Origin of the sequence: Pseudomonas sp. R9.37 (genome assembly GCF_963878885.1) — a bacterium.
Lineage (GTDB): Bacteria > Pseudomonadota > Gammaproteobacteria > Pseudomonadales > Pseudomonadaceae > Aquipseudomonas.
This window is the reverse complement of sequence record NZ_CAWNZA010000022.1, coordinates 381,277-405,280: the sequence shown is the minus strand read 5'-3', so window position 1 is coordinate 405,280 and position 24,004 is coordinate 381,277. Positions and strand designations below refer to the sequence as shown.

The 24,004-nt window shown below is 61.9% G+C and carries 23 protein-coding genes and 1 riboswitch; of the genes, 6 read left to right on the top strand and 17 right to left on the bottom strand.

The window, feature by feature from the left end:
- Positions 1-178: 178 nt before the first annotated feature.
- A complete protein-coding gene (locus AACU78_RS14080) occupies positions 179-3,649 on the top strand; it encodes a hybrid sensor histidine kinase/response regulator (protein WP_106576429.1) in 3,471 nt (1,156 codons plus the stop codon).
- Positions 3,650-3,754: 105 nt separating this feature from the next.
- Here the strand turns inward: AACU78_RS14080 and rmuC are convergent, their stop codons facing one another.
- The gene (rmuC, locus tag AACU78_RS14075; RefSeq protein WP_177410074.1) at positions 3,755-5,119 is read right to left on the bottom strand and encodes a DNA recombination protein RmuC; all 1,365 of its coding nucleotides are present in this window, start codon (positions 5,117-5,119) and stop codon (positions 3,755-3,757) included.
- Positions 5,120-5,294: 175 nt separating this feature from the next.
- Entirely contained in the window at positions 5,295-5,618 is a 324-nt protein-coding gene (locus AACU78_RS14070; RefSeq protein ID WP_043293316.1) for a hypothetical protein, read from the bottom strand.
- 458 nt (positions 5,619-6,076) lie between these two features.
- Here AACU78_RS14070 and AACU78_RS14065 point away from each other — a divergent pair, with 458 nt between their 5' ends.
- The 4 genes from AACU78_RS14065 (at position 6,077) to AACU78_RS14050 (ending at position 9,241) form a co-directional block, all read left to right on the top strand.
- A complete protein-coding gene (locus AACU78_RS14065; protein WP_106576427.1) occupies positions 6,077-6,382 on the top strand; it encodes a hypothetical protein in 306 nt (101 codons plus the stop codon).
- Between the two features lie 443 nt (positions 6,383-6,825).
- Positions 6,826-7,050: a hypothetical protein gene (locus AACU78_RS14060; protein WP_106576426.1), complete on the top strand. Its 225-nt coding sequence runs from the start codon at positions 6,826-6,828 to the stop codon at positions 7,048-7,050.
- A 278-nt stretch (positions 7,051-7,328) separates the two neighbouring features.
- On the top strand, positions 7,329-7,811 hold the full coding sequence (locus AACU78_RS14055) for a hypothetical protein (RefSeq protein ID WP_106576425.1): 483 nt from the start codon (positions 7,329-7,331) through the stop codon (positions 7,809-7,811).
- A gap of 146 nt (positions 7,812-7,957) precedes the next feature.
- Positions 7,958-9,241 carry an OmpP1/FadL family transporter gene (locus tag AACU78_RS14050; protein WP_106576424.1) on the top strand — a complete coding sequence of 428 codons (1,284 nt, stop codon included), beginning with the start codon at positions 7,958-7,960 and terminating at the stop codon, positions 9,239-9,241.
- Positions 9,242-9,305: 64 nt separating this feature from the next.
- Here AACU78_RS14050 and AACU78_RS14045 read toward each other — a convergent pair whose 3' ends face one another.
- From AACU78_RS14045 to cobO, 13 genes are all read right to left on the bottom strand, one after another.
- Complete coding sequence (locus AACU78_RS14045) at positions 9,306-9,854, bottom strand: glutathione peroxidase (protein WP_106576423.1); 549 nt, start codon at positions 9,852-9,854, stop codon at positions 9,306-9,308.
- A gap of 150 nt (positions 9,855-10,004) precedes the next feature.
- Positions 10,005-11,213, bottom strand: coding sequence for an MFS transporter (locus AACU78_RS14040; protein ID WP_106576422.1), 1,209 nt, complete (start codon positions 11,211-11,213; stop codon positions 10,005-10,007).
- Between the two features lie 54 nt (positions 11,214-11,267).
- Entirely contained in the window at positions 11,268-11,672 is a 405-nt protein-coding gene (locus AACU78_RS14035; protein ID WP_106576421.1) for a MarR family winged helix-turn-helix transcriptional regulator, read from the bottom strand.
- A gap of 42 nt (positions 11,673-11,714) precedes the next feature.
- Positions 11,715-12,443, bottom strand: a complete 729-nt coding sequence (locus tag AACU78_RS14030; protein ID WP_106576420.1) for an adenosylcobinamide-GDP ribazoletransferase — start codon at positions 12,441-12,443, stop codon at positions 11,715-11,717.
- Positions 12,444-12,445: 2 nt separating this feature from the next.
- Positions 12,446-13,021 (bottom strand): alpha-ribazole phosphatase family protein, encoded by a 576-nt coding sequence (gene cobC / locus AACU78_RS14025; RefSeq protein WP_106576419.1) that lies wholly within the window; start codon positions 13,019-13,021, stop codon positions 12,446-12,448.
- Positions 13,018-14,073, bottom strand: coding sequence for a nicotinate-nucleotide--dimethylbenzimidazole phosphoribosyltransferase (cobT, locus tag AACU78_RS14020; protein ID WP_106576418.1), 1,056 nt, complete (start codon positions 14,071-14,073; stop codon positions 13,018-13,020). The genes cobC and cobT overlap by 4 nt, the downstream gene beginning before the upstream one ends.
- Positions 14,070-14,591 (bottom strand): bifunctional adenosylcobinamide kinase/adenosylcobinamide-phosphate guanylyltransferase, encoded by a 522-nt coding sequence (gene cobU, locus AACU78_RS14015; protein WP_106576417.1) that lies wholly within the window; start codon positions 14,589-14,591, stop codon positions 14,070-14,072. The genes cobT and cobU overlap by 4 nt, the downstream gene beginning before the upstream one ends.
- 232 nt (positions 14,592-14,823) lie before the next feature.
- Positions 14,824-16,275, bottom strand: coding sequence for a cobyric acid synthase (locus tag AACU78_RS14010; protein ID WP_106576416.1), 1,452 nt, complete (start codon positions 16,273-16,275; stop codon positions 14,824-14,826).
- A complete protein-coding gene (gene cobD / locus AACU78_RS14005; protein WP_106576415.1) occupies positions 16,272-17,261 on the bottom strand; it encodes a threonine-phosphate decarboxylase CobD in 990 nt (329 codons plus the stop codon). Before cobD ends, AACU78_RS14010 begins: the two co-directional genes overlap by 4 nt.
- Positions 17,254-18,162, bottom strand: coding sequence for an adenosylcobinamide-phosphate synthase CbiB (cbiB, locus tag AACU78_RS14000; RefSeq protein WP_106576414.1), 909 nt, complete (start codon positions 18,160-18,162; stop codon positions 17,254-17,256). Before cbiB ends, cobD begins: the two co-directional genes overlap by 8 nt.
- Positions 18,159-18,809 (bottom strand): 5,6-dimethylbenzimidazole synthase, encoded by a 651-nt coding sequence (gene bluB, locus AACU78_RS13995; RefSeq protein ID WP_106576413.1) that lies wholly within the window; start codon positions 18,807-18,809, stop codon positions 18,159-18,161. Before bluB ends, cbiB begins: the two co-directional genes overlap by 4 nt.
- Positions 18,806-20,197 carry a cobyrinate a,c-diamide synthase gene (locus tag AACU78_RS13990; RefSeq protein WP_106576412.1) on the bottom strand — a complete coding sequence of 464 codons (1,392 nt, stop codon included), beginning with the start codon at positions 20,195-20,197 and terminating at the stop codon, positions 18,806-18,808. The genes bluB and AACU78_RS13990 overlap by 4 nt, the downstream gene beginning before the upstream one ends.
- Positions 20,194-20,805, bottom strand: a complete 612-nt coding sequence (gene cobO / locus AACU78_RS13985) for a cob(I)yrinic acid a,c-diamide adenosyltransferase (protein ID WP_106576411.1) — start codon at positions 20,803-20,805, stop codon at positions 20,194-20,196. Before cobO ends, AACU78_RS13990 begins: the two co-directional genes overlap by 4 nt.
- Positions 20,806-20,885: 80 nt before the next feature.
- Positions 20,886-21,136: riboswitch (cobalamin riboswitch) on the bottom strand.
- Positions 21,137-21,235: 99 nt separating this feature from the next.
- Between cobO and AACU78_RS13980 the strand changes: the two genes are divergently transcribed.
- Positions 21,236-22,549, top strand: a complete 1,314-nt coding sequence (locus AACU78_RS13980) for a PQQ-dependent sugar dehydrogenase (protein ID WP_106576410.1) — start codon at positions 21,236-21,238, stop codon at positions 22,547-22,549.
- A gap of 134 nt (positions 22,550-22,683) precedes the next feature.
- On the opposite strand, the gene AACU78_RS13975 is transcribed toward AACU78_RS13980, so the two are convergent.
- Together AACU78_RS13975 and AACU78_RS13970 are read right to left on the bottom strand one after the other, a co-directional pair.
- On the bottom strand, positions 22,684-23,223 hold the full coding sequence (locus AACU78_RS13975; protein WP_106576409.1) for a C40 family peptidase: 540 nt from the start codon (positions 23,221-23,223) through the stop codon (positions 22,684-22,686).
- A gap of 145 nt (positions 23,224-23,368) precedes the next feature.
- On the bottom strand, positions 23,369-23,998 hold the full coding sequence (locus AACU78_RS13970) for a C40 family peptidase (protein WP_106576408.1): 630 nt from the start codon (positions 23,996-23,998) through the stop codon (positions 23,369-23,371).
- Positions 23,999-24,004 lie beyond the last annotated feature (6 nt).

Here is a 24,004-nt window from a genome sequence, read left to right as displayed (position 1 = left end):
GGTGCAACTGTCACACGGCAGTGCCTGAATCGCAGGCAAGCCAGCTCCCACACTTGCCAGCAGGTACATGAGCCAGATCCTGCACACGACCTTGGTCGACACTGACTAACCCCAAGCATCATGCGAGACTGTCCCACCGGGCCCGGAATGCCTGGGTGTTCTTATGCTCGGAGTTACCATGACGCTGTCCAGCGGGCTGATCGCCGCCGTTGCCCTGGCCTATATGGCCATTATGTTTGCCATCGCCTTTTACGGTGACCGCCGCCATGCGCCGTTGCCGCCGAAAGTACGCGCCTGGGTGTACAGCCTGTCGCTGGCCGTCTACTGCACCAGTTGGACCTTCTTCGGCGCGGTAGGCCAGGCCGCCGAACAGCTGTGGGCATTTTTACCGATCTATCTAGGACCGGTACTGCTGCTTGTGTTGGCACCCTGGGTGCTGCAGAAGATGATTCTGATCAGCAAGCAGGAAAACATCACCTCCATCGCCGACTTTATCGCCGCGCGCTACGGAAAATCCCAGTCGCTGGCGGTGGTAGTGGCGCTGATCTGCCTGGTCGGCGTGTTGCCCTACATCGCCCTGCAGCTCAAAGGTATCGTGCTGGGCGTGAACCTGTTGATCGGCTCCGGCCCCGACACCACTGGCACGCGCGCCCAGGACACGGCCCTTATCGTGTCGCTGGTGCTGGCGCTGTTCACCATCGTGTTTGGTACGCGCAACCTTGACGCCACCGAGCACCACCGTGGCATGGTGCTGGCGATTGCCTTTGAATCCTTGGTCAAGCTGTTCGCCTTTCTCGCTGTCGGCGCGTTTGTGACCTACGGCTTGTATGACGGTTTCGGCGACCTGTTCAGCCAAGCGATGCTGGCCCCGCGCCTTGAGGAATACTGGAAAGAAACCATCAACTGGCCGTCGATGGTGGTGCAAACCGGCGTGGCGATGATGGCGATTATTTGCCTGCCCCGGCAGTTTCACGTCACCGTCGTGGAAAACATCGACCCGCAGGATTTACGCCTGGCCAAGTGGGTGTTCCCGGCCTACCTGATCCTCGCCGCGCTGTTCGTCATCCCCATCGCGCTTGGCGGCAAAATGCTGCTGCCCGGCTCGGTATTGCCGGACTCCTACGTGATCAGCCTGCCCATGGCCGAGGCGCACCCGGCCCTCGCCGTGCTGGCGTTCATTGGCGGCGCGTCGGCGGCGACCGGCATGGTGATCGTGGCCAGCATCGCCCTGTCGACCATGGTGTCCAACGACATGTTGCTGCCATGGCTGCTGCGACGCTCCAGTGCCGAGCGGCCGTTCGAAGTGTTCCGCCACTGGATGCTCTCGGTACGCCGGGTCAGCATTGTGATCATCCTGCTGCTGGCCTACGTGAGTTACCGGCTGCTCGGCTCCACCGCGAGCCTGGCGACCATCGGCCAGATCGCCTTCGCGGCAGTCACCCAGCTGGCCCCGGCGATGCTGGGCGCGCTGTACTGGAAGCAGGCGAACCGGCGCGGCGTGTTCGCTGGGTTGGCGGCGGGCACGTTTTTGTGGTTCTACACGTTGGTCCTACCGGTCACGGCGAAAAGTCTGGGCTGGTCGCTGAGCCTTTTCCCCGGGCTGACGTGGATGCATTCACACCCGTTTGGCTTCTCCGTGACCTCGCTGACCTTGGGCACTGTGTTCTCGCTGGCGGGTAACTTCACGCTGTTTGTGTGGGTCTCGATGCTGTCGCGCACACGGGTCTCGGAACATTGGCAGGCTGGACGCTTTATCGGCCAGGAAATCAGCCAACGCGCCAGCGCGCGCTCGATGTTGTCGGTGCAGATCAGCGACCTGCTCAGCCTGGCGGCGCGCTTTGTCGGTGAAGAACGTGCCCAGCAGAGTTTTATCCGCTTCGCCTATCGCCAGGGCAAAGGCTTCAACCCCAACCAGAATGCCGACAACGATTGGATTGCCCATACCGAACGCCTGCTGGCGGGCGTGCTCGGCGCCTCTTCGACACGCGCTGTGGTAAAAGCCGCAATTGAAGGGCGGGAAATGCAACTGGAGGACGTCGTACGCATCGCCGACGAAGCCTCCGAAGTGCTGCAGTTCAACCGCGCGCTGCTGCAAGGCGCCATCGAAAACATCACCCAGGGCATCAGCGTGGTCGACCAGTCGCTGAAGCTGGTGGCCTGGAACCGGCGCTATCTGGAGCTGTTCAACTACCCGGACGGTTTGATCAGTGTGGGCCGGCCGATTGCCGACATCATTCGCTACAACGCCGAGCGCGGCCTTTGCGGGCCAGGGGAAGCCGAAGTGCACGTCGCGCGGCGCCTGCACTGGATGCGCCAGGGCCGTGCGCATACGTCCGAGCGCCTGTTTCCGAATGGGCGCGTGATCGAGCTGATCGGCAACCCAATGCCCGGCGGCGGGTTCGTCATGAGCTTCACCGACATCACCGCGTTCCGTGAAGCCGAACAAGCCCTGACCGAGGCCAACGAGGGCCTGGAACAACGGGTGACCGAACGCACCCATGAACTGTCGCAACTGAATGTGGCGCTCACCGACGCCAAAGGCGTGGCCGAATCCGCCAGCCAATCGAAGACGCGCTTTCTGGCGGCAGTGAGCCACGACCTGATGCAACCGTTGAACGCGGCACGATTGTTCTCCGCCGCCCTCTCCCACCAGAACGACGGCCTGTCTGCCGAAGCCCGCCAGTTGGTACAGCACCTGGACAGCTCGCTGCGCTCCGCCGAAGACCTGATCAGCGACCTGCTGGATATCTCGCGCCTGGAAAACGGCAAGATCAATCCACAGCGACAGCCCTTCGTCCTTAACGAGTTGTTCGACACCCTGGGAGCAGAATTCAAGGCACTGGCCCACGAGCAAGGCCTGCGTTTTCGCCTGCGCGGCAGCCGTCTGCGGGTGGACAGCGACATCAAGTTACTGCGGCGGATCCTGCAGAACTTTCTTACTAACGCATTCCGCTATGCCGACGGCCCGGTGCTACTTGGCGTACGCCGACGCAAGGGCGAACTGTGCCTGGAAGTGTGGGATCGCGGCCCTGGCATCCCGCTGGATAAACAACAGGTGATCTTCGAAGAGTTCAAGCGCCTGGACAGCCACCAGACCCGCGCCGAAAAAGGCCTGGGCCTGGGCCTGGCAATCGCCGACGGCCTGTGCCGAGTGCTCGGCCATCGTTTGAGCGTGCGTTCGTGGCCGGGCAAAGGCAGCGTGTTCAGCGTGCGTGTGCCGTTGGCGCGTAACCAGACCAGCCCCAAGGTGAAGACTACGCAGGATAACGGGCTGCCGTTGAGCGGTGCCCAGGTGCTGTGTGTGGACAATGAAGAAAGCATCCTGATCGGCATGCGCAGCCTGCTCACGCGCTGGGGTTGCGAGGTGTGGACCGCTACCGACCAGGCGCAATGTGCGGTGTTGCTGGCCGAGGGCGTGCGCCCGCAACTGGCGCTGATGGACTACCACCTGGACCACGGCGAGACAGGCACTGAGTTGATGGGCTGGCTGCGCGCGCAACTGGCGGAGCCGATTCCCGGGGTGGTGATCAGCGCCGATGGGCGCCCGGAAATGGTGGCCGAGGTGCATGCCGCAGGGCTGGATTACTTGGCCAAGCCGGTGAAGCCTGCGGCGTTGCGGGCATTGATCAGTCGGCATTTGCCATTGTAGTAATGACCGAACTCAATCTCCCTGTGGGAGCTGGCTTGCCTGCGATAGCGGTGGATCAGTCACCAAAGCTATCGCAGGCAAGCCAGCTCCCACATTGACCACGTGCTACTCCGGTAAGTGTGCGACGCCGTCCGAGTCGGTCATCGCCCGCTCGAGCAAGTCCGCCGGCAGGCTTTTGCTCGCACGCGCACCCAGCAACCTTAACTGCTCGGTTCGGCTGACCAGATTTCCACGGCCATCCGTCAGCTTGTTTCGCGCCGCGCTGTAGGCCTTATCCAGCTGCTGCAGGCGGTTGCCGACTTCATCCAGGTCCTGGATAAACAGCACGAACTTGTCATACAGCCAGCCGGCGCGCTCGGCAATTTCCCGCGCGTTCTGGCTCTGGCGTTCCTGCTTCCACAGGCTGTCGATCACCCGCAGGGTGGCCAGCAAGGTGGTGGGGCTGACAATCACGATATGGCGGTCGAACGCCTCCTGGAACAGGTTCGGCTCGGCCTGCAACGCGGCGGAAAACGCAGCTTCTATCGGCACGAACAACAGCACGAAATCCAGGCTGTGCAGACCTTCGAGGCGCTTGTAATCCTTACCGGCCAAGCCTTTGACGTGATTGCGCAAGGACAGCACGTGCTGTTTCAGCGCCGCCTGGCCGATCACATCGTCATCCGCGGCAACGTATTGTTGATAGGCGGTGAGGCTGACCTTGGAGTCGACCACCACCTGCTTGTCGCCGGGCAGCATGATCAACACGTCCGGCTGGAAGCGCTCGCCGTCCGGGCCTTTGAGGCTGACCTGAGTCTGATACTCGCGGCCCTTCTCCAGGCCGGCATGTTCAAGCACGCGCTCAAGAATCAGCTCGCCCCAGTTGCCCTGGGTTTTCTGGCCCTTGAGCGCGCGCGTGAGGTTAGTGGCCTCGTCTGACAGTCGCAGGTTCAGTTGCTGCAGGCGCTCAAGCTCCTTGGCCAGGGAGAAGCGCTCGCGCGCCTCATTCTGGTAGCTTTCTTCCACGCGCTTTTCAAACGACTGGATGCGTTCCTTGAGCGGGTCGAGCAACTGGCCCAGGCGCTCCTGGCTGGTTTCGGCAAACCGTTGCTCACGTTCATCGAAGATCTTGCCGGCAAGCTCGGCGAACTGCGCACGCAGCTCGTCCCGCGAGCCTTGCAGGTCAGCAAGGCGTTGTTGATGGCTTTCCTGTTGTTCGCGCAGTTCGGCGCGCAACGCCGAGGACAGCGCATCGAGGCGGCGCAGCTCGGTTTCCTTGGCACTGCGGTCGAGGTTCCAGGCGTGGGCGGCGTCGCGGGCGTTATCGCGGTCGACCTGGAGCAACTCGACTTCACGGCGAACGGCGGCCAGGTCAGCTTGTTTGGCGGCGTTGGCCTGGCTCAAGTCACTGATCTCGTCGCGGCTGGCGTCGAGTTGCGCGGCCAGCCCTTCCTGGGCCAATTGCGCGGTGGCCAGGCGCTCTTCGAGCAGTTCCCAGCCGGTCACGCGCGCGCTCAGCCGCCGTTGAATCTGCCAGCACACAGCCAATAAAGGCACTGCAGCGCCAGCCAGGCCCAAGGCAATACTGGTCCAGTCAAAAGCCATCGCCATTTCTGCCATCACCGAAAAAGAGCAAGGTTAACCAAGCCTAGGGCTTGAGGACAGCTCAGTCTTCGACCTGCCCCAGTTCGCGCTGGGCGCGGCGGTCGCCGGCACGGGCGGCCAGGCGCAACAGGTCATGGCCGATGCGGCGGTCGCGGGCATTGCCGCACTCCCGGCACATCAGCTGGCCCAGGCGACTCTGCGCGGCAACCACACCTTCACGGGCCGGCTGCTTGAGCAAGCGCCCGGCGAAGTGCTTGACGTTGGTACTGTGCCCCAGGCGCGGGCTGTCGAGCAGCCACAAGGCAACTTTCAAGGAGAAACGCTTGGGTGCGGTAACAGTCTGAGGGGTGTCGGTAACAGAAGGTGATACTGAGCGAAACTTCATAAAGCACTGCGGGACAGAACGGAAGGCGCGCCACTCTACTCTTTTTTTCCTACAGGTAAAGCTGAAAAATCCCTGCACGCCCGTTCTAGAGCAAGCGCTTGGGACAATCCACAGAAGCTGTGGATAACTCAGTGGACAACCCACCTTTAACGCGCGCAAAGGCCCATGGAACGGGGGCCGCAGTCAAACTGACGATTTTTTCACCAATAAAAAAAAGCGATATTTTTCATTGACTTAAATTTTCATTGCAGGCAAATGGCGGCGCTTCCAGGCCATAGACAGACTGGTTACATACCCCGCAACTAATGTGCACAAGTACCCACCCACTGGTTATATGGCTGAGGTTTTTTGCTTCGACACGTCCGAAAAATGTTACCGACAGGCCAAGCCAGGCACTTTTCAAATCCGCGCCGGCTCGCCACACTGACCGACTCCCCCACGCAACCTCCTAAGGCTCGATGAAAGGAATCCTCTTATTCGCCGTGTTGCTGCTGGCCATCTGTGTAACCTCATTGGCGGTCAATGCCGCGCTGCCCTCCCCCGACGGTGCGCTGTTTGCCATCGCCATCCTGGTATCAGCCGCGTTTACTGCCGTAACGCTGTGCATAGAGTTGTGTGAAGGCAGAATCAACGACATGCGCGAGGTAATGAACGTGATCGAGACCGGGCGGTCCTGGCGCTTGACCCTGGCGGCCTACGGGCTCGGCTGCTCACTGGCCGCGGCGGCTACCGTGCTGGTCTACCGCGGTTTGTTGGGCAGTTGAATGAAGTTTTTTGGCTAGCACACTTCCCTTCCGTGTTTCAATCCGTTACTATCCGCGGCGTTAGTACCAAGCTGAAAGTCAATTCTGGTCGAACAACTCCCCTGAACAACACGGGATCGACCACCTCGATGGTTTCCAGGTATTCCTTGCGACGACACTGCCTTTGAACAAGCAAAGGGTGTCGCGAAGTTTCAATACTCTGACCGAACCAGCCTGCAAATTGATCAGGATCTTCACCCCGGGCCCAGAACCTTTGCCCCTGTTGTGTTGCCTGCCCTCCTAAGTACCTACCTGCCAGCCCAAGCGCGCCTAACTTATTAGCGCTTCAAACTGGCTGCTTTGTTCCAGTCGGGTTCTTCGTTTGATCAATGGTGATCAACGTTACTGGAACGTTTTAACGTTGCACGGTTCTTAACCGTGTCATTTGTAGGAACACCAATAATATGTCCGCTCAAATCCACACTCAGGATGCCATTCGCACCCTCACCAACGCTTTTGCACCAATGAACTGCCTGATCATGGCCGCTCGCAAAGGCTGCTTCAGCTTCACCCTGGTCAACGAACACGGCATCGCTCGTCACAGCGAACGCCTGTACCCCGATCAATACTCCAGCGCAGAGCCGCTGCAGGCCGTGATCGAGCGTACCCGTCAGGCATTGATTGCCTGATCGACCCGAGTCGCTGAAACCCAAAAAACCCTGCTTGAAACGCAGGGTTTTTTATTGCCCAAAATTCGGCTTTTGAGTACTTGCACTAAGTTCGAATAGGTATAAACGTTATAACTAAATGAAGAAGATGTTTTAAAAACAGTCCTTTACATCACAAATATGACACTACACTTCAACTCAAGCGGCATGATCCGCTTGCGACGAGCCTGAGGTCCGATTCACTGCTGCCAAGCTCCCCTCTCAGGCTTCGTCGACCACTTTCATGGACTGAGGCTCGTATGGGTATCGCCGCCAGCGAATTGTGTCGTTATGTGATCAGGCCGACGTTGATTTACCTCGGCCGCCATAACCCGACAGCCGAATCCCTGTTGCTGGGCATTGCCGCCAGCCAATCGGAACTCGGCTCCGCCCTGCATGATCGGCGCGGCCACGGCCTGTACAGCATCACCGAACCTCGTCATCGCGCGCTGTGGGACGACTACCTCGCCCAGGACCCCGAGCGCGCCAGCCTGGTACGTGGGCTGGCCAGTCAACATGCCTTCCTCAGCGCGCCCCAGCTGGAGCTGACGGTCAACCTGCGCTACGCCACCGCCATCGCCTGGCTGCTGGTAGAACAGCATCGTCCTGCCCTGCCGCCACCGGGTGACGTACTGGCCATGGCGCGTATCTGGAAAGAAATATTTCACCCTCAAGGTCGGCTGCGGGATTTCACCCAAGCCTGGCAAACCTGTGTTTTACCCATGAATCAGGCCATATGTTGATCAGGCGTTTTGCAAGATTCGGCTAAAACCTTCGAATCTGGTCGGATTGTCCTACAAAACCGCTCTATCTCCGACATTACAGCCTATAGCGCTAACTTAAATTTATTGTTACTTTCCGCAGCGGTGATCACCACGGAGTTCTAATAATGAAAAAAGTAATGCTCAAGACCACACTTAGCCTCACCGTTGCCATGGCATCCTCCCAACTGTTCGCAAGCGGCTTTGCCCTGAACGAACAAGACGTCGCCGGAATGGGTACGGGTTTCGCAGGCCGCTCTTCTTCTGCCGATAACGCCAGCACTGTCTACGGTAACCCTGCCGGTATGGCTCGCCTCGAAGGCCAGCAGATTACGGGTGGTGTTGCCGCTATCGATGCCTCGACTGACATCAAAAACGCCAGCGGCCGTTCTTTCGGCAGCAACAAAGGCGACATGGTGCCATTCACGGCGGTCCCGTTTGGTTTCTACACCAACAAACTCAATGATCAGTGGGCCGTCGGCGTTGGTGTCTATGCACCTTTCGGCCTGGTGACCGATTATGAGAGGGGCTTCCAGGGTCGCTCGTTCGGCAGCTACAGCAAAGTGTCGGTTATCACCTTGCAGCCAACCGTCAGCTACGCCTTCAACGACCGGGTTTCCATCGGTTTCGGCCCGACCATCAACCGTATTTCCGGCAAGCTGGAATCGGAGCTGGCCCTGTCGACCAACCCTGCCGTCCCGAATAGCAACGTCACAATCAAAGGTGACGATACGGCTGTTGGCTTCAACGTCGGCGTGCTGGTACAAGCCACCGATACCACGCGCGTGGGCCTGACTTACCACTCCAAAGTCAGCTACAAGCTTGATGGCCACACCGAAGTCACGGCACCGACCCCGACGGCTCCACTGCTGGCAAGCGGCCGCTACGATGCGTCGTTGAGCATTGATACGCCAGAGTCTTACGACCTGTCCGTGACACAGGACCTGAGCGATGCCTGGAAACTCTACGCCGGTTCCACCTGGACTCGCTGGAGCCGCCTGAAAGACATCACTGTCGACAACCAGGGCGTTACCCGAGCCGGCGGCCTTGCCGCTCCGCAGATCGTGGGTACCATCAGCGAGCCACAGAACTGGCATGACACCTGGGCCTATGCCTTGGGTACTTCGTACCAAGTCACCAAACAAGTGGTACTGCGTACCGGCCTGACTTTCGACCAGTCGCCAACCAACAACACTGACCGTTCGCCACGCATCCCTACCGGCGACCGGACCATTTTCAGTGTTGGCCTGGGCTACGAAGTAATGCCGAACATGATCGTCGACGTGGCTTACTCCTACCTGAAGGAAGAGCCAGTCAAGGTCAACAAGGCCAACGCGCTGGGTTCGTCCTACAGCGCCAAGTACGAAAACAGCGCCAACGGCTTCGGCCTGGGCGTGACGTACAAGTTCTGATCCAACGCGTATAAAAAAGCCCCGCTCTCCTGCACAGGAGGCGGGGCTTTTTAATGACCTGCGATCAGGGCTTCGAGGCCAGTGCAGCCTCCACCGCCTTGATCAGGTCCGGGCTGTCCGGCTTGGTCAAACTGGAAAAGTTGGCAATCACCTTACCCTGGCGATCCACCACGTACTTATAGAAATTCCACTTCGGCGCGCTGGTCTGCTGCGCCAGAATCTTGAACAGGTGCACCGCATCCGGCCCCTTGACCGTCTGCGGCTCGGTCATCGTGAAGGTCACGCCGTAATTCACGTAGCAGACTTTGGCGGTCTCTTCACCGGTCTTGGCTTCCTGCTTGAAGTCATCGGACGGCACGCCGATCACTTCAAGACCCTGGCTCTTGTAGCGCTGATACAACGCTTCGAGGCCCTTGAATTGCGGCGCGAAACCACAAAAGCTCGCGGTATTGACGATGACCAGGGGTTTGCCGGCAAAGCGCTGGCACAAATCGATGGATTCCTTGGCCCGTAACTTGGGCAATTGCCCCTCCAGCAAGGGCGGACAGCTGGCGGCCACGGCCACACTGCCTACAGCCATCAGGACGGGTACAGCGAGCCAGCGCATCAGCATGTCGAAAGTCCTTGAGTCAGATCAGACACAGAACTTAACAGATCGACATACCCAGTTGCATCAATGCCAGCCCGCCATGCTGCCAGCCCCACCAGGCCAGCAGCAACAGCACCAGGCCTGCCGAGATCACCAACCCTCTTGCCGTCAAACTCATGCCGCCTCCATCTGCGCCTGCAAGCGCGCCACCGGCCGCTCGCGCACCGGCCAGTTGAGGGCCGCAGCGAGCAGGCTCAACAGAATCGCCACCTGCCAGATCAAATCGTAGTTGCCGGTTCGATCATAGACCACCCCGCCCAGCCAGCCCCCGAGGAACGAACCGAGTTGGTGGAACAGAAACACAATCCCACCGAGCATCGAGAGGTTTCGCACGCCGAACAGCGTCGCGACAGTGCCGTTTGTCAGCGGCACGGTGGACAGCCACAAAAAGCCCATGGCCATGCCGAACAGGTAGGCCGTGACTTCGGTCACCGGCGCCCACAGGAACAGCACAATCACCACCGCGCGCAACAGGTACAGGGCGGTGAGCAAACGCGGCTTGGACATGCGCCCGCCGAGCCAGCCAGCGGTGTAGGTACCAAACACGTTAAACAGGCCGATCAACGCCAGCACCGTGGTACCCACCGTGGCCGGCAGATGCTGGTCCACCAGGTACGCCGGCAAGTGCACGCCGATAAACACCACCTGGAAACCGCAGACAAAAAAGCCGAAGGCCAGCAGCCAGAAGCCGGAGTGCGAGCAGGCCTCTTTCAGAGCTTCACGCAGGGTTTGCTGGCCGACCATCGCCGGCAGCGGTTTGTCCTTGAGCATCGCCACCAACGGCAGGATCAGCGCCACCATCAGGCCCAACGCCAACAAGGCGGCCGACCAGCCCAGCCAGCCGATCAGGCCCAAAGTGCCCGGCACCATCGCAAACTGGCCGAACGAACCTGCGGCGCTGGCAATGCCCATGGCCATGCTGCGTTTTTCCGGCGGCACTGCGCGGCCGACCACACCGAGAATCACCGAGAACGAAGTGCCCGACAGGCCAATCCCAATCAGCAAACCCGCACTGAGCGACAGCGACCACGCCGAATCCGACATGCCCATCAACACCAGCCCCACGGCGTACAGCACCCCACCGACAAACACCGCCTTGGTCGCGCCGAAGCGGTCGGCCAAGGCGCCGGTAAACGGCTGTGCCAGGCCCCAGATCAGGTTTTGCAGGGCGATGGCGAAGGCAAAGGTCTCACGGCCCCAGCCAAATTCCATGCTCATCGGCGTCAGGAACAGACCAAAGCCGTGCCGCACGCCCAACGACAACGCCAGGATCAGCGCACTCCCCACAAGAACCCAGCCACTGGTGCGCCACATCGAGGTCATTTCTTATTCTCCGCTCGCGGGTATATACCCGCTTGTAGTCGAACAAACCCGCGCTCAGGCGAGTTCGTCCAGCAAGGCCAACAAGGTTTCGCGCTTTTCAGCGCCCAACTGATCTATCAATTTCTGCTGCGCCGCCTCCCAAGCCGGCAACGCGGCAGCCAGGCGTTCTTCGCCGGCGACGGTCAACACCACCAAGCGGTTACGCAGGTCATCGCCCTCGACCAACTGCACCAAGCCCTCGCCCTCCAATACCCGCAGGTTGCGCCCCAGGGTACTGCGGTCCAGGCCCATGGCTTCGGCCAGGCTGGAAATGCTCGGTTGATCGAGGCGCTGCAGGTTACACAGCAAAGAATACTGGGCAACGTTGATCCCGAAGCCGTCGAGAGCGCCGTCGTAATGCCTGCTGACGCCACGGGCGGCACGTCGCAGGTTGGTGCATAAACATTGGGAGGCAAGCATGGAGCGTGTATATACCCGCGATTGTGAAAATGCAAGAAAGTGTTACAGCGCCAAGCCGACCAAAACCGCGACTTCCAGCAACTCCAACAATGCGCCGGCCGTGTCACCCGTGGTGCCACCCAGCCGGTCGACCATCAACTGACGCAGCCCGATAAAGCACAGCGCAGCGAGTAAAACAGCGATCCCGCCACTGAAACCGCCGATCAGGACGCAGGCCAGACCGCTGAGGATCAGCACCTGTTGGCCGACGATCCTGGGTAAATGATCCGACAGTGCCTGGCCCAAACCGCCTGCACGCACGTAACGCGTAGTAAGGAACAGCGCCAGCATCGACGCACGCCCGATCAGCGGCGCCAGAATCAGCGCCGTGCCGTTGTGCTGCTCGATCAAGGCCACCAGTGCGGTGAATTTGAGCAACAACACCAGCCCCAGAGTGACCACGGCAATCGGCCCGCTACGCGGGTCTTTCATGATGGTCAGCGTGCGCTCGCGGTCGCCAAAGCCACCAAGCCAGGCATCGGCGCTGTCCGCCAGGCCATCCAGATGCAGGCCACCACTGAGCAACACCCAGGCGGTCAGCACCAGCGCAGCATGCAGCAATAACGGTGCGCCCATCAGGGCTGTGCTCAGGGCCCACAACAGCAGCCCGAACAGCAACCCCACCACCGGGTAAAACAGCAACGAACGCCCCAATTCCTGAGGCTGCGGCATGCCGGGCAGGCGAATTGGCAGGCTGCTGAGAAATTGCAGGGCGATCCAGAACACCAGCATCTTCAGACTCCTTCCTTCAACACACCATCGGCCGTCACCTGCAGGCTGAACAGCCCACCGTGGCCGACCTCGACATTCAGTAGCTGCTCACGCGGCAAACCGCGCGCCTGCGCCAGCAGCAGCCGCATCACGCCACCGTGGCTGATCAACAGCACGCGCTGTGTGGCATATGCCTGATGCAACCGTGAGACGGCGCCGAGAACGCGCGCAGAAAAGTCGCTGACGCGCTCGCCTTCAGGCGGTGTAAAGCTGTAAGGATCGGCCCAGAACCGGCCCAAGCCTTCGGCATCGGTTTCCATCAGCGCCGCCGCGCTCTGCCCTTCCCAGGCGCCGAAGTGCAGCTCCTGCAGATCCTTTTCCAAGCTCACCGGCACCCGCAGCCGTGCGCCCAGCTCGTGGGCGAACAGCGCACAGCGTTGCAGTGGCGAACTGACCAACCGGTCCCACGGCCCCTGCTCTGCCACGGCGGCACGCATCTGCTCCCAGCCTTTGGCGGTGAGCGCGTCGTCCAGGCTGCCGCGCAGGCCGCCGCCCAGTTCGGTTTCGCCGTGGCGCAGCAGGTCCAGGTGCAAGGTCATGCCGGACGGTCTGCCACGGCGGCTTCGGCGAACGTCGCCATCTGCCCGTGCAGCGCGCACGCCAGGCGCAACAACGGCACCGCCAGCGCCGCACCGCTGCCCTCACCCAGGCGCAGGCCCAGTTCCAGCAGCGGTTGCGCGTCAAGGCTGTGCAGCACGTGACGATGACCGGGCTCAGCGCCGCGGTGGCCGAACACCAACCACTCACGGCTCGCCGGATTCAGGCGTGTAGCCACCAGCGCCGCGACCGTGCAGATAAACCCGTCCACCAGCACCACGATGCCTTCCTGGGCGCAGGCCAGATAAGCCCCCACCAACGCGGCAATTTCGAAACCACCCAGGTTGAACAACGTGTTCAATGCGTCGTCACGTTGCGCTGCATGCAAGGCCAGCGCACGTTCAATCACCGCCACTTTGTGGCTGACGCCCTGGGCGTTCAAGCCGGTGCCCGGGCCGGTCAGGTCGCTCACCTGGCAATCGAGCAAGGCGCACGCCAAGGCACTGGCGGCAGTGGTGTTGCCGATGCCCATCTCGCCGCCGATAAACAGCTGTGCGCCGCTTTGCAACGCACGGTGCGCACTGTCACGCCCGGCTTGCAGGGCAAGTCGCCCTTGCGCTGCGGTCATCGCCGGGCCGTTGACGAAGTTGGCCGTGCCGGCGCCGATATTCAAATGACGCACGCCCGGCAGATCCAACGACGGCGTGATGGTCCCGAGGTCGACCACTTCCAGCTGCGCATTCAACTGCCGCGCCAATACACTGATGGCCGCGCCACCGGTGACAAAGTTGTGCAACATCTGGCCGGTCACTTCCTGTGGAAATGCCGATACGCCTTCTGCAACCACGCCGTGGTCACCGGCAAAGATGGCGATCCACACCTGATCCACCGCAGGTTTGACCTGGCCTTGCAAGCCGGCCAATTGCACCGCTATGGCTTCGAGCTGGCCGAGCGAGCCGGCTGGCTTGGTCAGTTGCTGCTGACGAGCCAGCGCGTGTTCATGCGCCGAAGGGTCGACGGCCTTGCAGGGATTGAGCCACCAGGAGTCAGTCATAACGCAGTACCTTTCAAAGTCAGGGGCAGGCCGGCGACGGTCAGGACCACACGCTGACACCGCTCGGCCAAGGCTTGATGCAGCCAACCGGCTTCATCCACATAGCGGCGAGTCAATTCGCCCAGCGGCACGACACCCATTCCGGTTTCGTTGCTGACAAAAATGATTTCACCCGGCAGCGAGGCCAGGGTTTGCAGCAGTTGATCGCGCTCGAACGCCAGGCGTGCCGGGTTCTCCAGCATCAACAAATTGGTGAGCCACAGGGTCAGGCAATCCACCAGCAGGCAGCGGTCGGCGGCGGCGCTTTCGCGCAATACACGCGCCAGCTCGATGGGTTCTTCGATCAGCCCCCAGTGATCGGGACGGCGCTGGCGATGCAGTGCGACGCGCTCGTTCATCTCGCCGTCCAGCGGCTGGCTGGTGGCGATGTAGGTGACAAGCAAGCCACAGTCACTCGCCAGCTTTTCGGCGAGGCGGCTCTTGCCGGAACGGGCGCCGCCGAGGATCAGTTGATACATGGGAAGGCACCTGTGTTGGCCGGCTGACAGTGTGAGGCGGGCACTGGCCCGTGTGGGAGCGGGCTTGCTCGCAAACGCGGTGTGTCAGTCAGCCGATTTGTCACCCAAGCACCGCATTCGCGAGCCAGCCCGCTCCCACCTTTAAGGCGAGGTGCAACAGTTGAACCGGGGTTGGCTGGCCGGGCGCCCTGGCAGGCGAGCCGGCAGCTGATGGGGGATTGGGTGTACACCGTCAGATCCCGCATAGCTTGCGCAACAGTTCAGTGTCCAGATGGTTCTCCACCAGGTCCGCGAGGCGCTCAATGTCGCGCTCGCGCAGGGCGTGATAATCCACCTCTTGTACATCCTGCAGCCCGGCCCAACGCAGTAAAGCACTGCACGCCGCCGGGGTTTCGAACACGCCGTGCAGATAGGTGCCAAGAATCTGACCGTCTTCACTCAGGGCACCGTCACGGCGGCCGTCATCCAACAGCACGGCAGCGTTCGACAAGGCACTGCCGGAGGTCACGCCGGCATGGATTTCATAACCACTGACCTCGGCGTCCTCCAGCAGCAACCGTCCGCGCACATTGCGCAATTGTTTCTCTTGTTCCAGCGTCGTGCTGAACTCCAGTAAGCCCAGAGCCTCGCTGGAACCGGCCAAGCCTTCCAGGCCGAGCGGGTCATGCACCTGCTCGCCGAGCATCTGCAGGCCGCCGCAAATCCCCAGCACCTTGCCGCCATAGCGCAAGTGCCGCGCAATGGCAGTGTCCCAGCCGTTGGCGCGCAAATAGGCCAGATCGCTGCGCACGCTTTTGGAGCCCGGCAGGATAATCAGGTCGGCAGCCGGAATGGCCTGGCCTGGGCCGATAAACTGTAAATCCACCTGGGGATGTAAACGCAGCGGGTCAAAATCCGTGTGGTTGCTGATGCGCGGCAACACCGGTACCACCACCTTGAGTACTTGGGCGGCCTTGTCGATCTGGCGCTGGTCAATGCCGTCTTCGGCTTCCAGGTGCAGGTCCATCACGTAGGGCAGCACGCCCACCACCGGCTTGCCGGTGCGCGCTTCGAGCCAATCGAGCCCCGGCTGCAACAGCGCGATATCACCGCGAAAGCGATTGATAATGAAGCCTTTGACCCGTGCCTGCTCGGTCGGCGACAGCAATTGGAGGGTGCCGACCAGATGCGCAAACACGCCGCCGCGATTGATATCGGCGATCAACAACACCGGGCAGTCCACCGCCTCGGCGAAGCCCATATTGGCGATGTCATTGGCGCGCAGATTGATCTCCGCCGGGGAGCCCGCGCCTTCCACCATCACCACCGGGTAGGCCTCGCTCAACCGTGCATGAGAGGCGAGCACCGCCTGCATCGCGATGGCCTTGTAGTCGTGATAGGCCACGGCGTTCATGCTGGTCACGGCACGGCCATGGATAATCACTTGGGAGCCGGTGTCACTGTTGGGCTTGAGCAGCACCGGGTTCATGTCGGTGTGCGGCGCCAGATTGGCGGCCTGGGCCTGCACGGCCTGGGCGCGGCCGATTTCGCCGCCCTCAGCGGTGACGGCGCTGTTGAGTGCCATGTTCTGTGGTTTGAACGGCACCACGCCAATGCCTTGGCGTACCAACCAACGGCACAGCGCGGTCACCAGCGTGCTTTTACCGGCGTCAGACGTGGTGCCTTGCACCATCAACGTACTCATGCGGCGTCCTTGTAAGCGGCCAGGGCCTCATCGAGTCGCAACCAATCGGCCTCAGTGTCGGGCAGACCAAAGCGCAGGCTGCTGTCGTGGACAAACAGGCGCAGCAGGATGCCGCGCTGGGCCATGAATTCGTGCAGGCGTTCAGCGTGCGGGGTGATCAGCCATTGGAACAACGCGCAGCCGCCCTGGGGCTCAAAGCCGTGCCGCTCAAGCAGCGCGAACAAGCGCTGGCCGGCTTCGATACAGCGATGACGCTGCTCGGCATGCCCGGCCGTATCGCGCAGGCACACCTGGCCAAGCACCCGCGTCGGCCCACTGACTGCCCACGGGCCAAGCTGTTCGGCCAACAGCTTGAGCAGCTTGCGTTCCGCCAGCACAAAGCCCAGGCGCACACCGGCCAGGCCAAAGAACTTGCCGAATGAGCGCAACACAATCAGGCCGACTTGATGGGCCTGGCTGGCGAGGCTCAATTGCGGGGTCACGTCCATGAACGCTTCGTCCACCACCAGCCAGCCGCCGCGCTGGGCCAGCCGTGAGTGCCAGTCGAGCAGGCGCTGCGGCGGCAGACTCAGGCCGGTGGGGTTATTCGGATTGACCACCACCAGCACGTCGAGGCCGTCGAGAAAAAAGTCGACTTCCTGCTCCTGCACTTCGCGCACCACGTAACCGGCGCGGCGCCAGGCTTCGGCGTGTTCGGCATAACACGGCGACAACACGCCGACCTTGCCGGAGCGACGCAAGCGCGGCAGCAACTGAATCGCCGCCTGGGAACCCGCCACCGGCAACACGTGAGCGGCGCCGTAGTACTCGCTGGCGGCCTTTTCCAGGCCGTCGTCGGTTTCCGGCAATCGCGCCCAGGCCCGCAGCGGAATCTCGGGAATCGGCCACGGCCAGGGCGCCAGGCCGCTGGACAGGTCGAGCCAGTCCGCCTCGGCAATCCCGTACTCAATCACTGCCTTACGCAGCCGGCCACCGTGCTCAAGCATAAAATTGCGCCCCCGCGCACAGGATCAACAGCCATAACCATACGCCGCGCTGCACCAGTTGCCAGCCACGCTCGATGGCGTCGGCATCGGCCGCCGGGCCTTCGCCCAACTGCCCACGCTGATGCAGCTCGCCGTGATAAATCGCCGCCCCGCCCAATTCAACACCCAGAGCGCCCGCACCGGCCGCCATCACCGGCCCGGCGTTGGGGCTGTCCCAGGCCGGCGCCTGGGCGCGCCAGCATTTAAGCGCCAGGCGGGTTTTGCCGAGTACCGCGTAGGTCAACGCCACCAGACGCGCAGGAATGTAGTTGAGCACATCGTCGATTTTTGCCGCCGCCCAGCCGAAACGCTCAAAGCGCTCGTTGCGATAACCCCACATGGCATCGAGGGTGTTGCTCAGGCGATAAAGCACCACGCCGGGCACGCCGGCCACGACAAACCAGAACAGCGCGGCGAACACCGCATCGCTGCCGTTCTCGAGCACCGATTCAGTCGCAGCGCGCGCGACTTCAGTGCTGTCCAGTTCGCTGGTCTGACGGCTGACGAGGTAGCTCACGCGTTTACGCGCTTCATCCAGGTCATCGCTGCGCAACGCCTGGGCGACTGGAAGCACGTGCTCGCCAAGGCTGCGCATGCCCAGCGCCATGTACAGCGCCAGAATCTCCAACACCCAGCCGATATACGGCGCCCACGACAGCACGGTGGCCAGCAACGTCAGCGGCACCACCGCGATAAACCAGGCGGTCACGCCATGGCTGCGCCACCCGCGGCCGCCGCTGTTGAAACGTTGCTCGATACGCCCGGCAAAGTTGCCGAACGCCACCAGCGGATGCCAGCGCCTGGGCTCGCCCAGCAGCGCATCCAGCGCCACCGCAGCGACACACAGCAAGGCCACACTCATTGACTCACTCCCCACACATTCTCATACACCATGTCACTCAGCGGCCGAGGTTCGGTCCAGCCTTCGAGTTGCAACATTGGTGCCGGGTAGAACTCGGCCACCGGGCCCAGGCACAACACCGCCAAGGGCTTTGCACCCGCCGGCAGCCGCAGTAGGTCGGCCAGGGCCTGGGGTTCGAACAACGAAACCCAGCCCATCCCAAGGCCTTCGACGCGGGCGGCCAACCACAGGTTCTGGATTGCACAGGATAACGAGGCCATGTCCATTTCCGGCAAGGTGCGCCGGCCAAAGATGTGGCGCTCGCGATCATCCATCAGCGCGGCCACCAGCACTTCGGCGCAGTCATGGATGCCTTCGACCTTGAGCTTCATGAAGTCGTCGGAGCGCTGGCCCAGGGCCTCGGCGGTGCGCACGCGCTCTTCTTCCACCAACTGTTGGATTTGGCCGCGCAGCGCGCGGTCGCTGATTCGGATGAATCGCCACGGTTGCATCAAGCCGACGCTGGGCGCCTGGTGTGCGGCCTGGAGCAGGCGTTGCAGCAACTCGGGGGCCACGCTGCCGCCGATGAAATGGCGCATGTCGCGGCGTTCGGCGATGGCGCGGTAGACGGCGTCGCGTTCGGCTTGGGGGAAGGCGTTGTCCGTCATGGCCTCTTCGCGAGCAAGCCCGCTCCCACATTGGATTGAGTTTCAACTCGGTCAGTTGTGGGAACGGGATTGCCCGCGATAGCGGTCTCAGGGCCAGGCGCAAACAATGCAGCCACCGCCGCCGGATTGGAGGGGAAATAAAAGTGCACGTAGGAAGCCGTCATCCGCCCCTGCCTGTAAACCGCTTCGGCGCCACGCCCGCCATTAGGGCTCAAGCCTCGGGCGATCGGCGCCCATTCGGTGCTGGTCAGCGAATGATGATAGGTATGGCCGCGCAGCACGCCTTCCGGCAACTCGACACTTTGCAAAGCCAGCGCCGCGAGCTTCTTTTGCATCACCGCGTCGCCCTGCAGCAGGCCAACCAATTCGGCACGGGTGCCGTCGACATCGGTCAGCGAGTCCAGCAGGTAGAGCATGCCGCCGCACTCGGCGAGCAACGGCTTGCCTGCCGCGTGATGCGCGCGAATGGCGTTAAGCATCGGGGTGTTTTCCGACAGCGCCTGGTGGTGCAATTCCGGGTAGCCACCGGGCAGGTAGAGGCTGTCGGCCTCAGGCAATTGGCTATCGTGAATCGGCGAGAAGAAGCGCAATTCGGCGCCCATCGCGCGCAGCAGGTCGAGGCTGGCGCCGTAGGTAAACGCAAAGGCTTCGTCGCGGGCCACGGCGATGCGCACGCCCGCCAGCAGCGGCTCGGCCTCGATCACTTCGGGCGCGGCGAACGTCACCGGTGGCGGCACGGCGACTTCGCAGCTGCTGCCCAGGGCTTGGGCGGCGGCGTCCAGGCGCATATCGAGGTCATTCAATTCGCTGGCTTGCACCAGGCCCAAGTGGCGGCTGGGCAACTCGATGCCGGTTTCACGCGACAACGCGCCGTACCAGCGCAGGCCTTCAGTGAGGCTGCCTTCAAGCAATTGCGCATGGCGCAGGGTGCCAACGCGGTTGGCCAGCACGCCGGCGAACGGCAGGTCCGGCTGATAGCGCGCCAGGCCCAAGGCCAGCGCGCCGAAGGTCTGGGCCATGGCGGTGCCGTCGATCACGCCCAGCACCGGCACACCAAAGTGCCGCGCCAGGTCGGCGCTGGAGGGCGTGCCGTCGAACAGGCCCATCACGCCTTCGATGAGGATCAGGTCAGCCTCGCCCGCCGCTTCCCACAGCAAACGGCGACTTTCCTGCTCGCCGACCATCCACATGTCCAACTGGTACACCGGCGCACCGCTGGCGCGCTCGTGAATCATCGGGTCGAGAAAGTCCGGCCCGCACTTGAACACGCGCACCTTGCGTCCCAGGTTGCGGTGCAAACGCGCCAGCGCCGCGGTGACGGTGGTTTTGCCCTGGCCGGATGCCGGTGCGGCGATCAGTACGGCCGGGCAATGACGGGGCTGGTTCAAAGTTCGACGCCCTTCTGTGCCTTGATACCGGCCTGGAACGCGTGCTTGAGCATGCCCATTTCGGTGACGGTGTCGCCCATTTCGATCAACTCGGGCTTGGCGCCACGGCCGGTGACCACCACGTGCTGCATCGGCGGGCGGGCTTGCAGGTCGCTGAGTACCTGGTCCAGATCAAGGTAGCCGTGCTTGAGGGCGATGTTCAGCTCATCCAGCACGACCAGGCCGATCGACGGGTCTTGCAGCAATTGGCGCGAAACTGCCCAGGCGGCTTCGGCGGCGGCGATGTCGCGCTGGCGGTCCTGGGTTTCCCAGGTAAAGCCTTCGCCCATCACATGAAAGCGCACTTGCTCGGGGAAGCGACGGAAGAACAACTCCTCGCCGGTGCTGTTGCGCCCCTTGATGAACTGCACCACGCCGCACTGCATGCCATGGCCCATGGCGCGGGCGAGCATGCCAAACGCCGAGCTGCTTTTGCCTTTACCGTTGCCGGTCAATACCAGCAACAAGCCGCATTCGTTCGGGGAATTGGCGATGCGTTCATCGATCACGGCTTTTTTGCGCAGCATGCGCGCCAGGTGGCGTTCGTCGCGGTCGGGGGAATCGGTCATGGCAGCTCTCCGTTGGGGCTGGACAAAAAACGGCGGGCAGGAAAATAGACACACAGACAGCCAAGCATCGCCCACCGTGATGCTGTTGGATGATCCAGGCCGGTCTCCGGACTCATGAGTGGCGCTTGCTCAGCGGAGCGAGCAGGCCGACGGCGCGCCTTCCCATATCACGCGGATACAGTGGCAAAAGGCACCGTCTTGACTCATTTACCGTTGCGGGGGCAGCGCCGGAATCGCGGCAGCACTGTGTACAAGTGCGCTCACTCACCGGCTTCCCTGTTTCACTCTGTCGACCCACAGGTCACAGAGCACCTGGAACAAGCCGCGAAGGTTAGTGGGTTGGGGGTGGAGCGTCAATTAAAGCCGGCCTTGCACTTGAACGATCGGACCGGCAAACGCCTCTACCCTTACAGGTATCAAGGAGAAAACCATGCATAAAACCAGACTTGCCTTACTGATCATGCTCGCAGGCACCCTCGCCGCCTGCGGTGAAAGCTCTACTCTGCAGGTGTCCGACGGCACCGGGCCTTCACCCAAGCTGCCGGAGCCGAACAAAACCCTGATCCCCACGGTGAACATCGCCCCGGCGATTGGCTGGCCAGACGGCGCGAAGCCGACAGCTGCCGCCGGCACTCAGGTCGCGGCGTTTGCAGAAGGCCTGGATCACCCGCGCTGGCTGTATGTATTGCCCAACGGCGACGTGCTGGTGGCGGAAACCAACGCGCCGCCCAAGCCGGATGACGCCAAGGGTATTCGCGGCTGGGTGATGGAGAAGGTCATGGGGCGCGCCGGTGCCGCCGTGCCGAGCCCGAACCGCATCACCCTGCTGCGCGATGCCGACCACGATGGCGTGGCCGAGACCCGCACCGTGTTCCTGGAGAACCTCAACTCGCCGTTCGGCATGACCCTGGTCGGCAACGACCTGTACGTGGCGGACTCGGACAAACTGCTGCGCTTCCCTTATCAGCCGGGCGAAACCGCGATCAAGGCCGCCGGCACCAAGGTGGTCGACCTGCCGGGTGGCAGCATCAACCACCACTGGACGAAAAACGTGGTGGCCAGCAAGGACGGCAGCAAGCTGTACGTGAGTGTCGGCTCCAACAGCAACGTCGGCGAAAACGGCCTGGCAGCCGAGGAAGGCCGCGCTGCGATCTGGGAAGTCGACCGTGCCACAGGCCAGCACCGTATTTTCGCCTCCGGCCTGCGCAACCCCAACGGCATGGCGTGGGAACCGCAGAGCGGCAAGCTGTGGACGGCGGTCAACGAGCGCGACGAGATCGGCAGCGACCTGGTGCCGGACTACATCACGTCGGTCAAGGATGGCGCGTTTTATGGCTGGCCATTCAGCTACTACGGGCAACACGTGGATGTGCGCGTCACGCCGCAGAACCTGGACTTGGTCGCCAAGGCCATCGCTCCGGACTATGCCGTGGGGCCGCACACCGCGTCATTGGGCCTGACCTTCGCCGAGGGCAGCAAACTGCCGGCGCAGTTCAGCAACGGCGCGTTTATCGGCCAGCACGGTTCGTGGAACCGCAAACCGCACAGTGGCTACAAGGTGATCTTCGTGCCGTTCGAAGGCGGCCAACCCAAAGGCCAGCCGGTGGATGTGCTGACCGGGTTTCTCAACAGCGATGAGAAAGCCATGGGCCGACCGGTCGGCGTGGTGATTGATCAGCAGGGAGATTTGCTGGTGGCCGATGACGTGGGGAATAAGGTGTGGCGGGTGTCGGCAGCCAAATAGCCGATCTCGGGTACAGCGCAAACCAATGTGGGAGCGGGCTTGCTCGCGCAAGCGGAGTGTCAGCCATCAGGCGTATCGACTGATCCACCGCCTTTGCGAGCAAGCCCGCTCCCACATCGGGATCTGCACTCGCCTTACGGGTTGCGCGCCAGATTCGCCGGCAACACGCGCTTGGCGCTCAGGTAGGCATTTTGCCAATAGGCTTTGGACAGCGTATCCAGCTTCACCGTGCCGCCGGTCTGCGGTGCATGCACGAATCGCCCTTCGCCCACGTAGATACCCGCGTGGCTCACTTGTGAACCGCCGCCAGTGGCAAAGAAGATCAGGTCGCCGGTCTGCAGGTTATTTTCGCTCACGTCCTGGGCACGCATCACGATCAATTCACGGGTGGTGCGCGGCAGGCTGATGCCCGCAGCGTCACGGTAGACAAACCCGATCAGGCCGCTGCAATCAAACCCGGAGTCCGGCGTGTTGCCGCCCCAGCGATAAGGCGTACCGACCAGGCCCAGCGCACGGAAGAGCACGTCTTCGGCGGCCGGCGAGAAATTTTGCGTGGAGTAATTGAACACCGGCTTAGGCTTGACCACTACGGGAGCGGGCGGCGGTGGACGGCTTGCGCAGGCGCTGAGGAGCGCGGCGCAAACAAGAAGAATGAGGCGGGCTGAGGTCGACATGGGCAGAACAATCCTGGTCTGGATGCGGCTTTTCGCTGCCGAACGCTGAAAACCAGAACGCGCAAGCAAAGCTCGCGCGAACGGATTACAACAATATCCAGGGATTCTAGCGCTTACACGTCAAACTTCAAGTATCACTTTAACTTTACTTGCTAGCGGTAACTGTCGTCGGGGCCATGGCCAGTGCACGCTTGGCTTCGATGAAGGTTTTGCTCCAGTAACTGTCACCCAGGTTGTCGACGCGGACACCGCCACTGCGACGGCTGCTGGAGTGAATAAACTGGTTATCGCCCAAGTAGATACCGGCGTGGCTGACACGACCACGGCCCGCCGTACTAAAGAAAAGCAGATCACCGGGCTTGAGGTTGTTGCGTGCGACCAACGGTGCATCCACGTTGATCATTTCGCGGGTCGAGCGAGGCAGGTTCATGCCGGCTTCTTCACGAAACAGGTAGCCGATGAAGCCGCTGCAGTCGAAACCGGCTTCAGAGGTACCGCCGAAACGGTAACGGGTACCGATCAGGGACATGCCGCGTTCAAGAATGCTGTCGGCCAGAACTGGAAGCTGGTAAGGCTTGCTCCCGGCGAAGTCGGCGAGTTCTTTTTCAGTTGCAACTTCTTCCTCGTAAACAGTGGAAGACTGCGTTGCAACGAATTTTGCCTGGGACTGTTGTGCTGGTTTTTGCTGCTCAGCCACGTTTTGAGTGTGGGTGGCGCAACCAAACAACAGGGTAACGAGTGCGAGAGGCACGAGGGGTGCGAAGCGATTTAGCATGGGCAC

Excerpts from the sequence above, each read along its gene's own strand:
- AACU78_RS14080 (WP_106576429.1), top strand. The coding sequence starts at position 179 with ATGACGCTGTCCAGCGGGCTGATCGCCGCCGTTGCCCTGGCCTATATG.
- AACU78_RS14070 (WP_043293316.1), bottom strand. The coding sequence starts at position 5,618 with ATGAAGTTTCGCTCAGTATCACCTTCTGTTACCGACACCCCTCAGACT.
- AACU78_RS14065 (WP_106576427.1), top strand. The coding sequence starts at position 6,077 with ATGAAAGGAATCCTCTTATTCGCCGTGTTGCTGCTGGCCATCTGTGTA.
- AACU78_RS14060 (WP_106576426.1), top strand. The coding sequence starts at position 6,826 with ATGTCCGCTCAAATCCACACTCAGGATGCCATTCGCACCCTCACCAAC.
- AACU78_RS14055 (WP_106576425.1), top strand. The coding sequence starts at position 7,329 with ATGGGTATCGCCGCCAGCGAATTGTGTCGTTATGTGATCAGGCCGACG.
- AACU78_RS14050 (WP_106576424.1), top strand. The coding sequence starts at position 7,958 with ATGAAAAAAGTAATGCTCAAGACCACACTTAGCCTCACCGTTGCCATG.
- AACU78_RS14045 (WP_106576423.1), bottom strand. The coding sequence starts at position 9,854 with ATGCTGATGCGCTGGCTCGCTGTACCCGTCCTGATGGCTGTAGGCAGT.
- AACU78_RS14040 (WP_106576422.1), bottom strand. The coding sequence starts at position 11,213 with ATGACCTCGATGTGGCGCACCAGTGGCTGGGTTCTTGTGGGGAGTGCG.
- AACU78_RS14035 (WP_106576421.1), bottom strand. The coding sequence starts at position 11,672 with ATGCTTGCCTCCCAATGTTTATGCACCAACCTGCGACGTGCCGCCCGT.
- AACU78_RS14030 (WP_106576420.1), bottom strand. The coding sequence starts at position 12,443 with ATGCTGGTGTTCTGGATCGCCCTGCAATTTCTCAGCAGCCTGCCAATT.
- cobC (WP_106576419.1), bottom strand. The coding sequence starts at position 13,021 with ATGACCTTGCACCTGGACCTGCTGCGCCACGGCGAAACCGAACTGGGC.
- cobT (WP_106576418.1), bottom strand. The coding sequence starts at position 14,073 with ATGACTGACTCCTGGTGGCTCAATCCCTGCAAGGCCGTCGACCCTTCG.
- cobU (WP_106576417.1), bottom strand. The coding sequence starts at position 14,591 with ATGTATCAACTGATCCTCGGCGGCGCCCGTTCCGGCAAGAGCCGCCTC.
- AACU78_RS14010 (WP_106576416.1), bottom strand. The coding sequence starts at position 16,275 with ATGAGTACGTTGATGGTGCAAGGCACCACGTCTGACGCCGGTAAAAGC.
- cobD (WP_106576415.1), bottom strand. The coding sequence starts at position 17,261 with ATGCTTGAGCACGGTGGCCGGCTGCGTAAGGCAGTGATTGAGTACGGG.
- cbiB (WP_106576414.1), bottom strand. The coding sequence starts at position 18,162 with ATGAGTGTGGCCTTGCTGTGTGTCGCTGCGGTGGCGCTGGATGCGCTG.
- bluB (WP_106576413.1), bottom strand. The coding sequence starts at position 18,809 with ATGACGGACAACGCCTTCCCCCAAGCCGAACGCGACGCCGTCTACCGC.
- cobO (WP_106576411.1), bottom strand. The coding sequence starts at position 20,805 with ATGACCGATTCCCCCGACCGCGACGAACGCCACCTGGCGCGCATGCTG.
- AACU78_RS13980 (WP_106576410.1), top strand. The coding sequence starts at position 21,236 with ATGCATAAAACCAGACTTGCCTTACTGATCATGCTCGCAGGCACCCTC.
- AACU78_RS13975 (WP_106576409.1), bottom strand. The coding sequence starts at position 23,223 with ATGTCGACCTCAGCCCGCCTCATTCTTCTTGTTTGCGCCGCGCTCCTC.
- AACU78_RS13970 (WP_106576408.1), bottom strand. The coding sequence starts at position 23,998 with ATGCTAAATCGCTTCGCACCCCTCGTGCCTCTCGCACTCGTTACCCTG.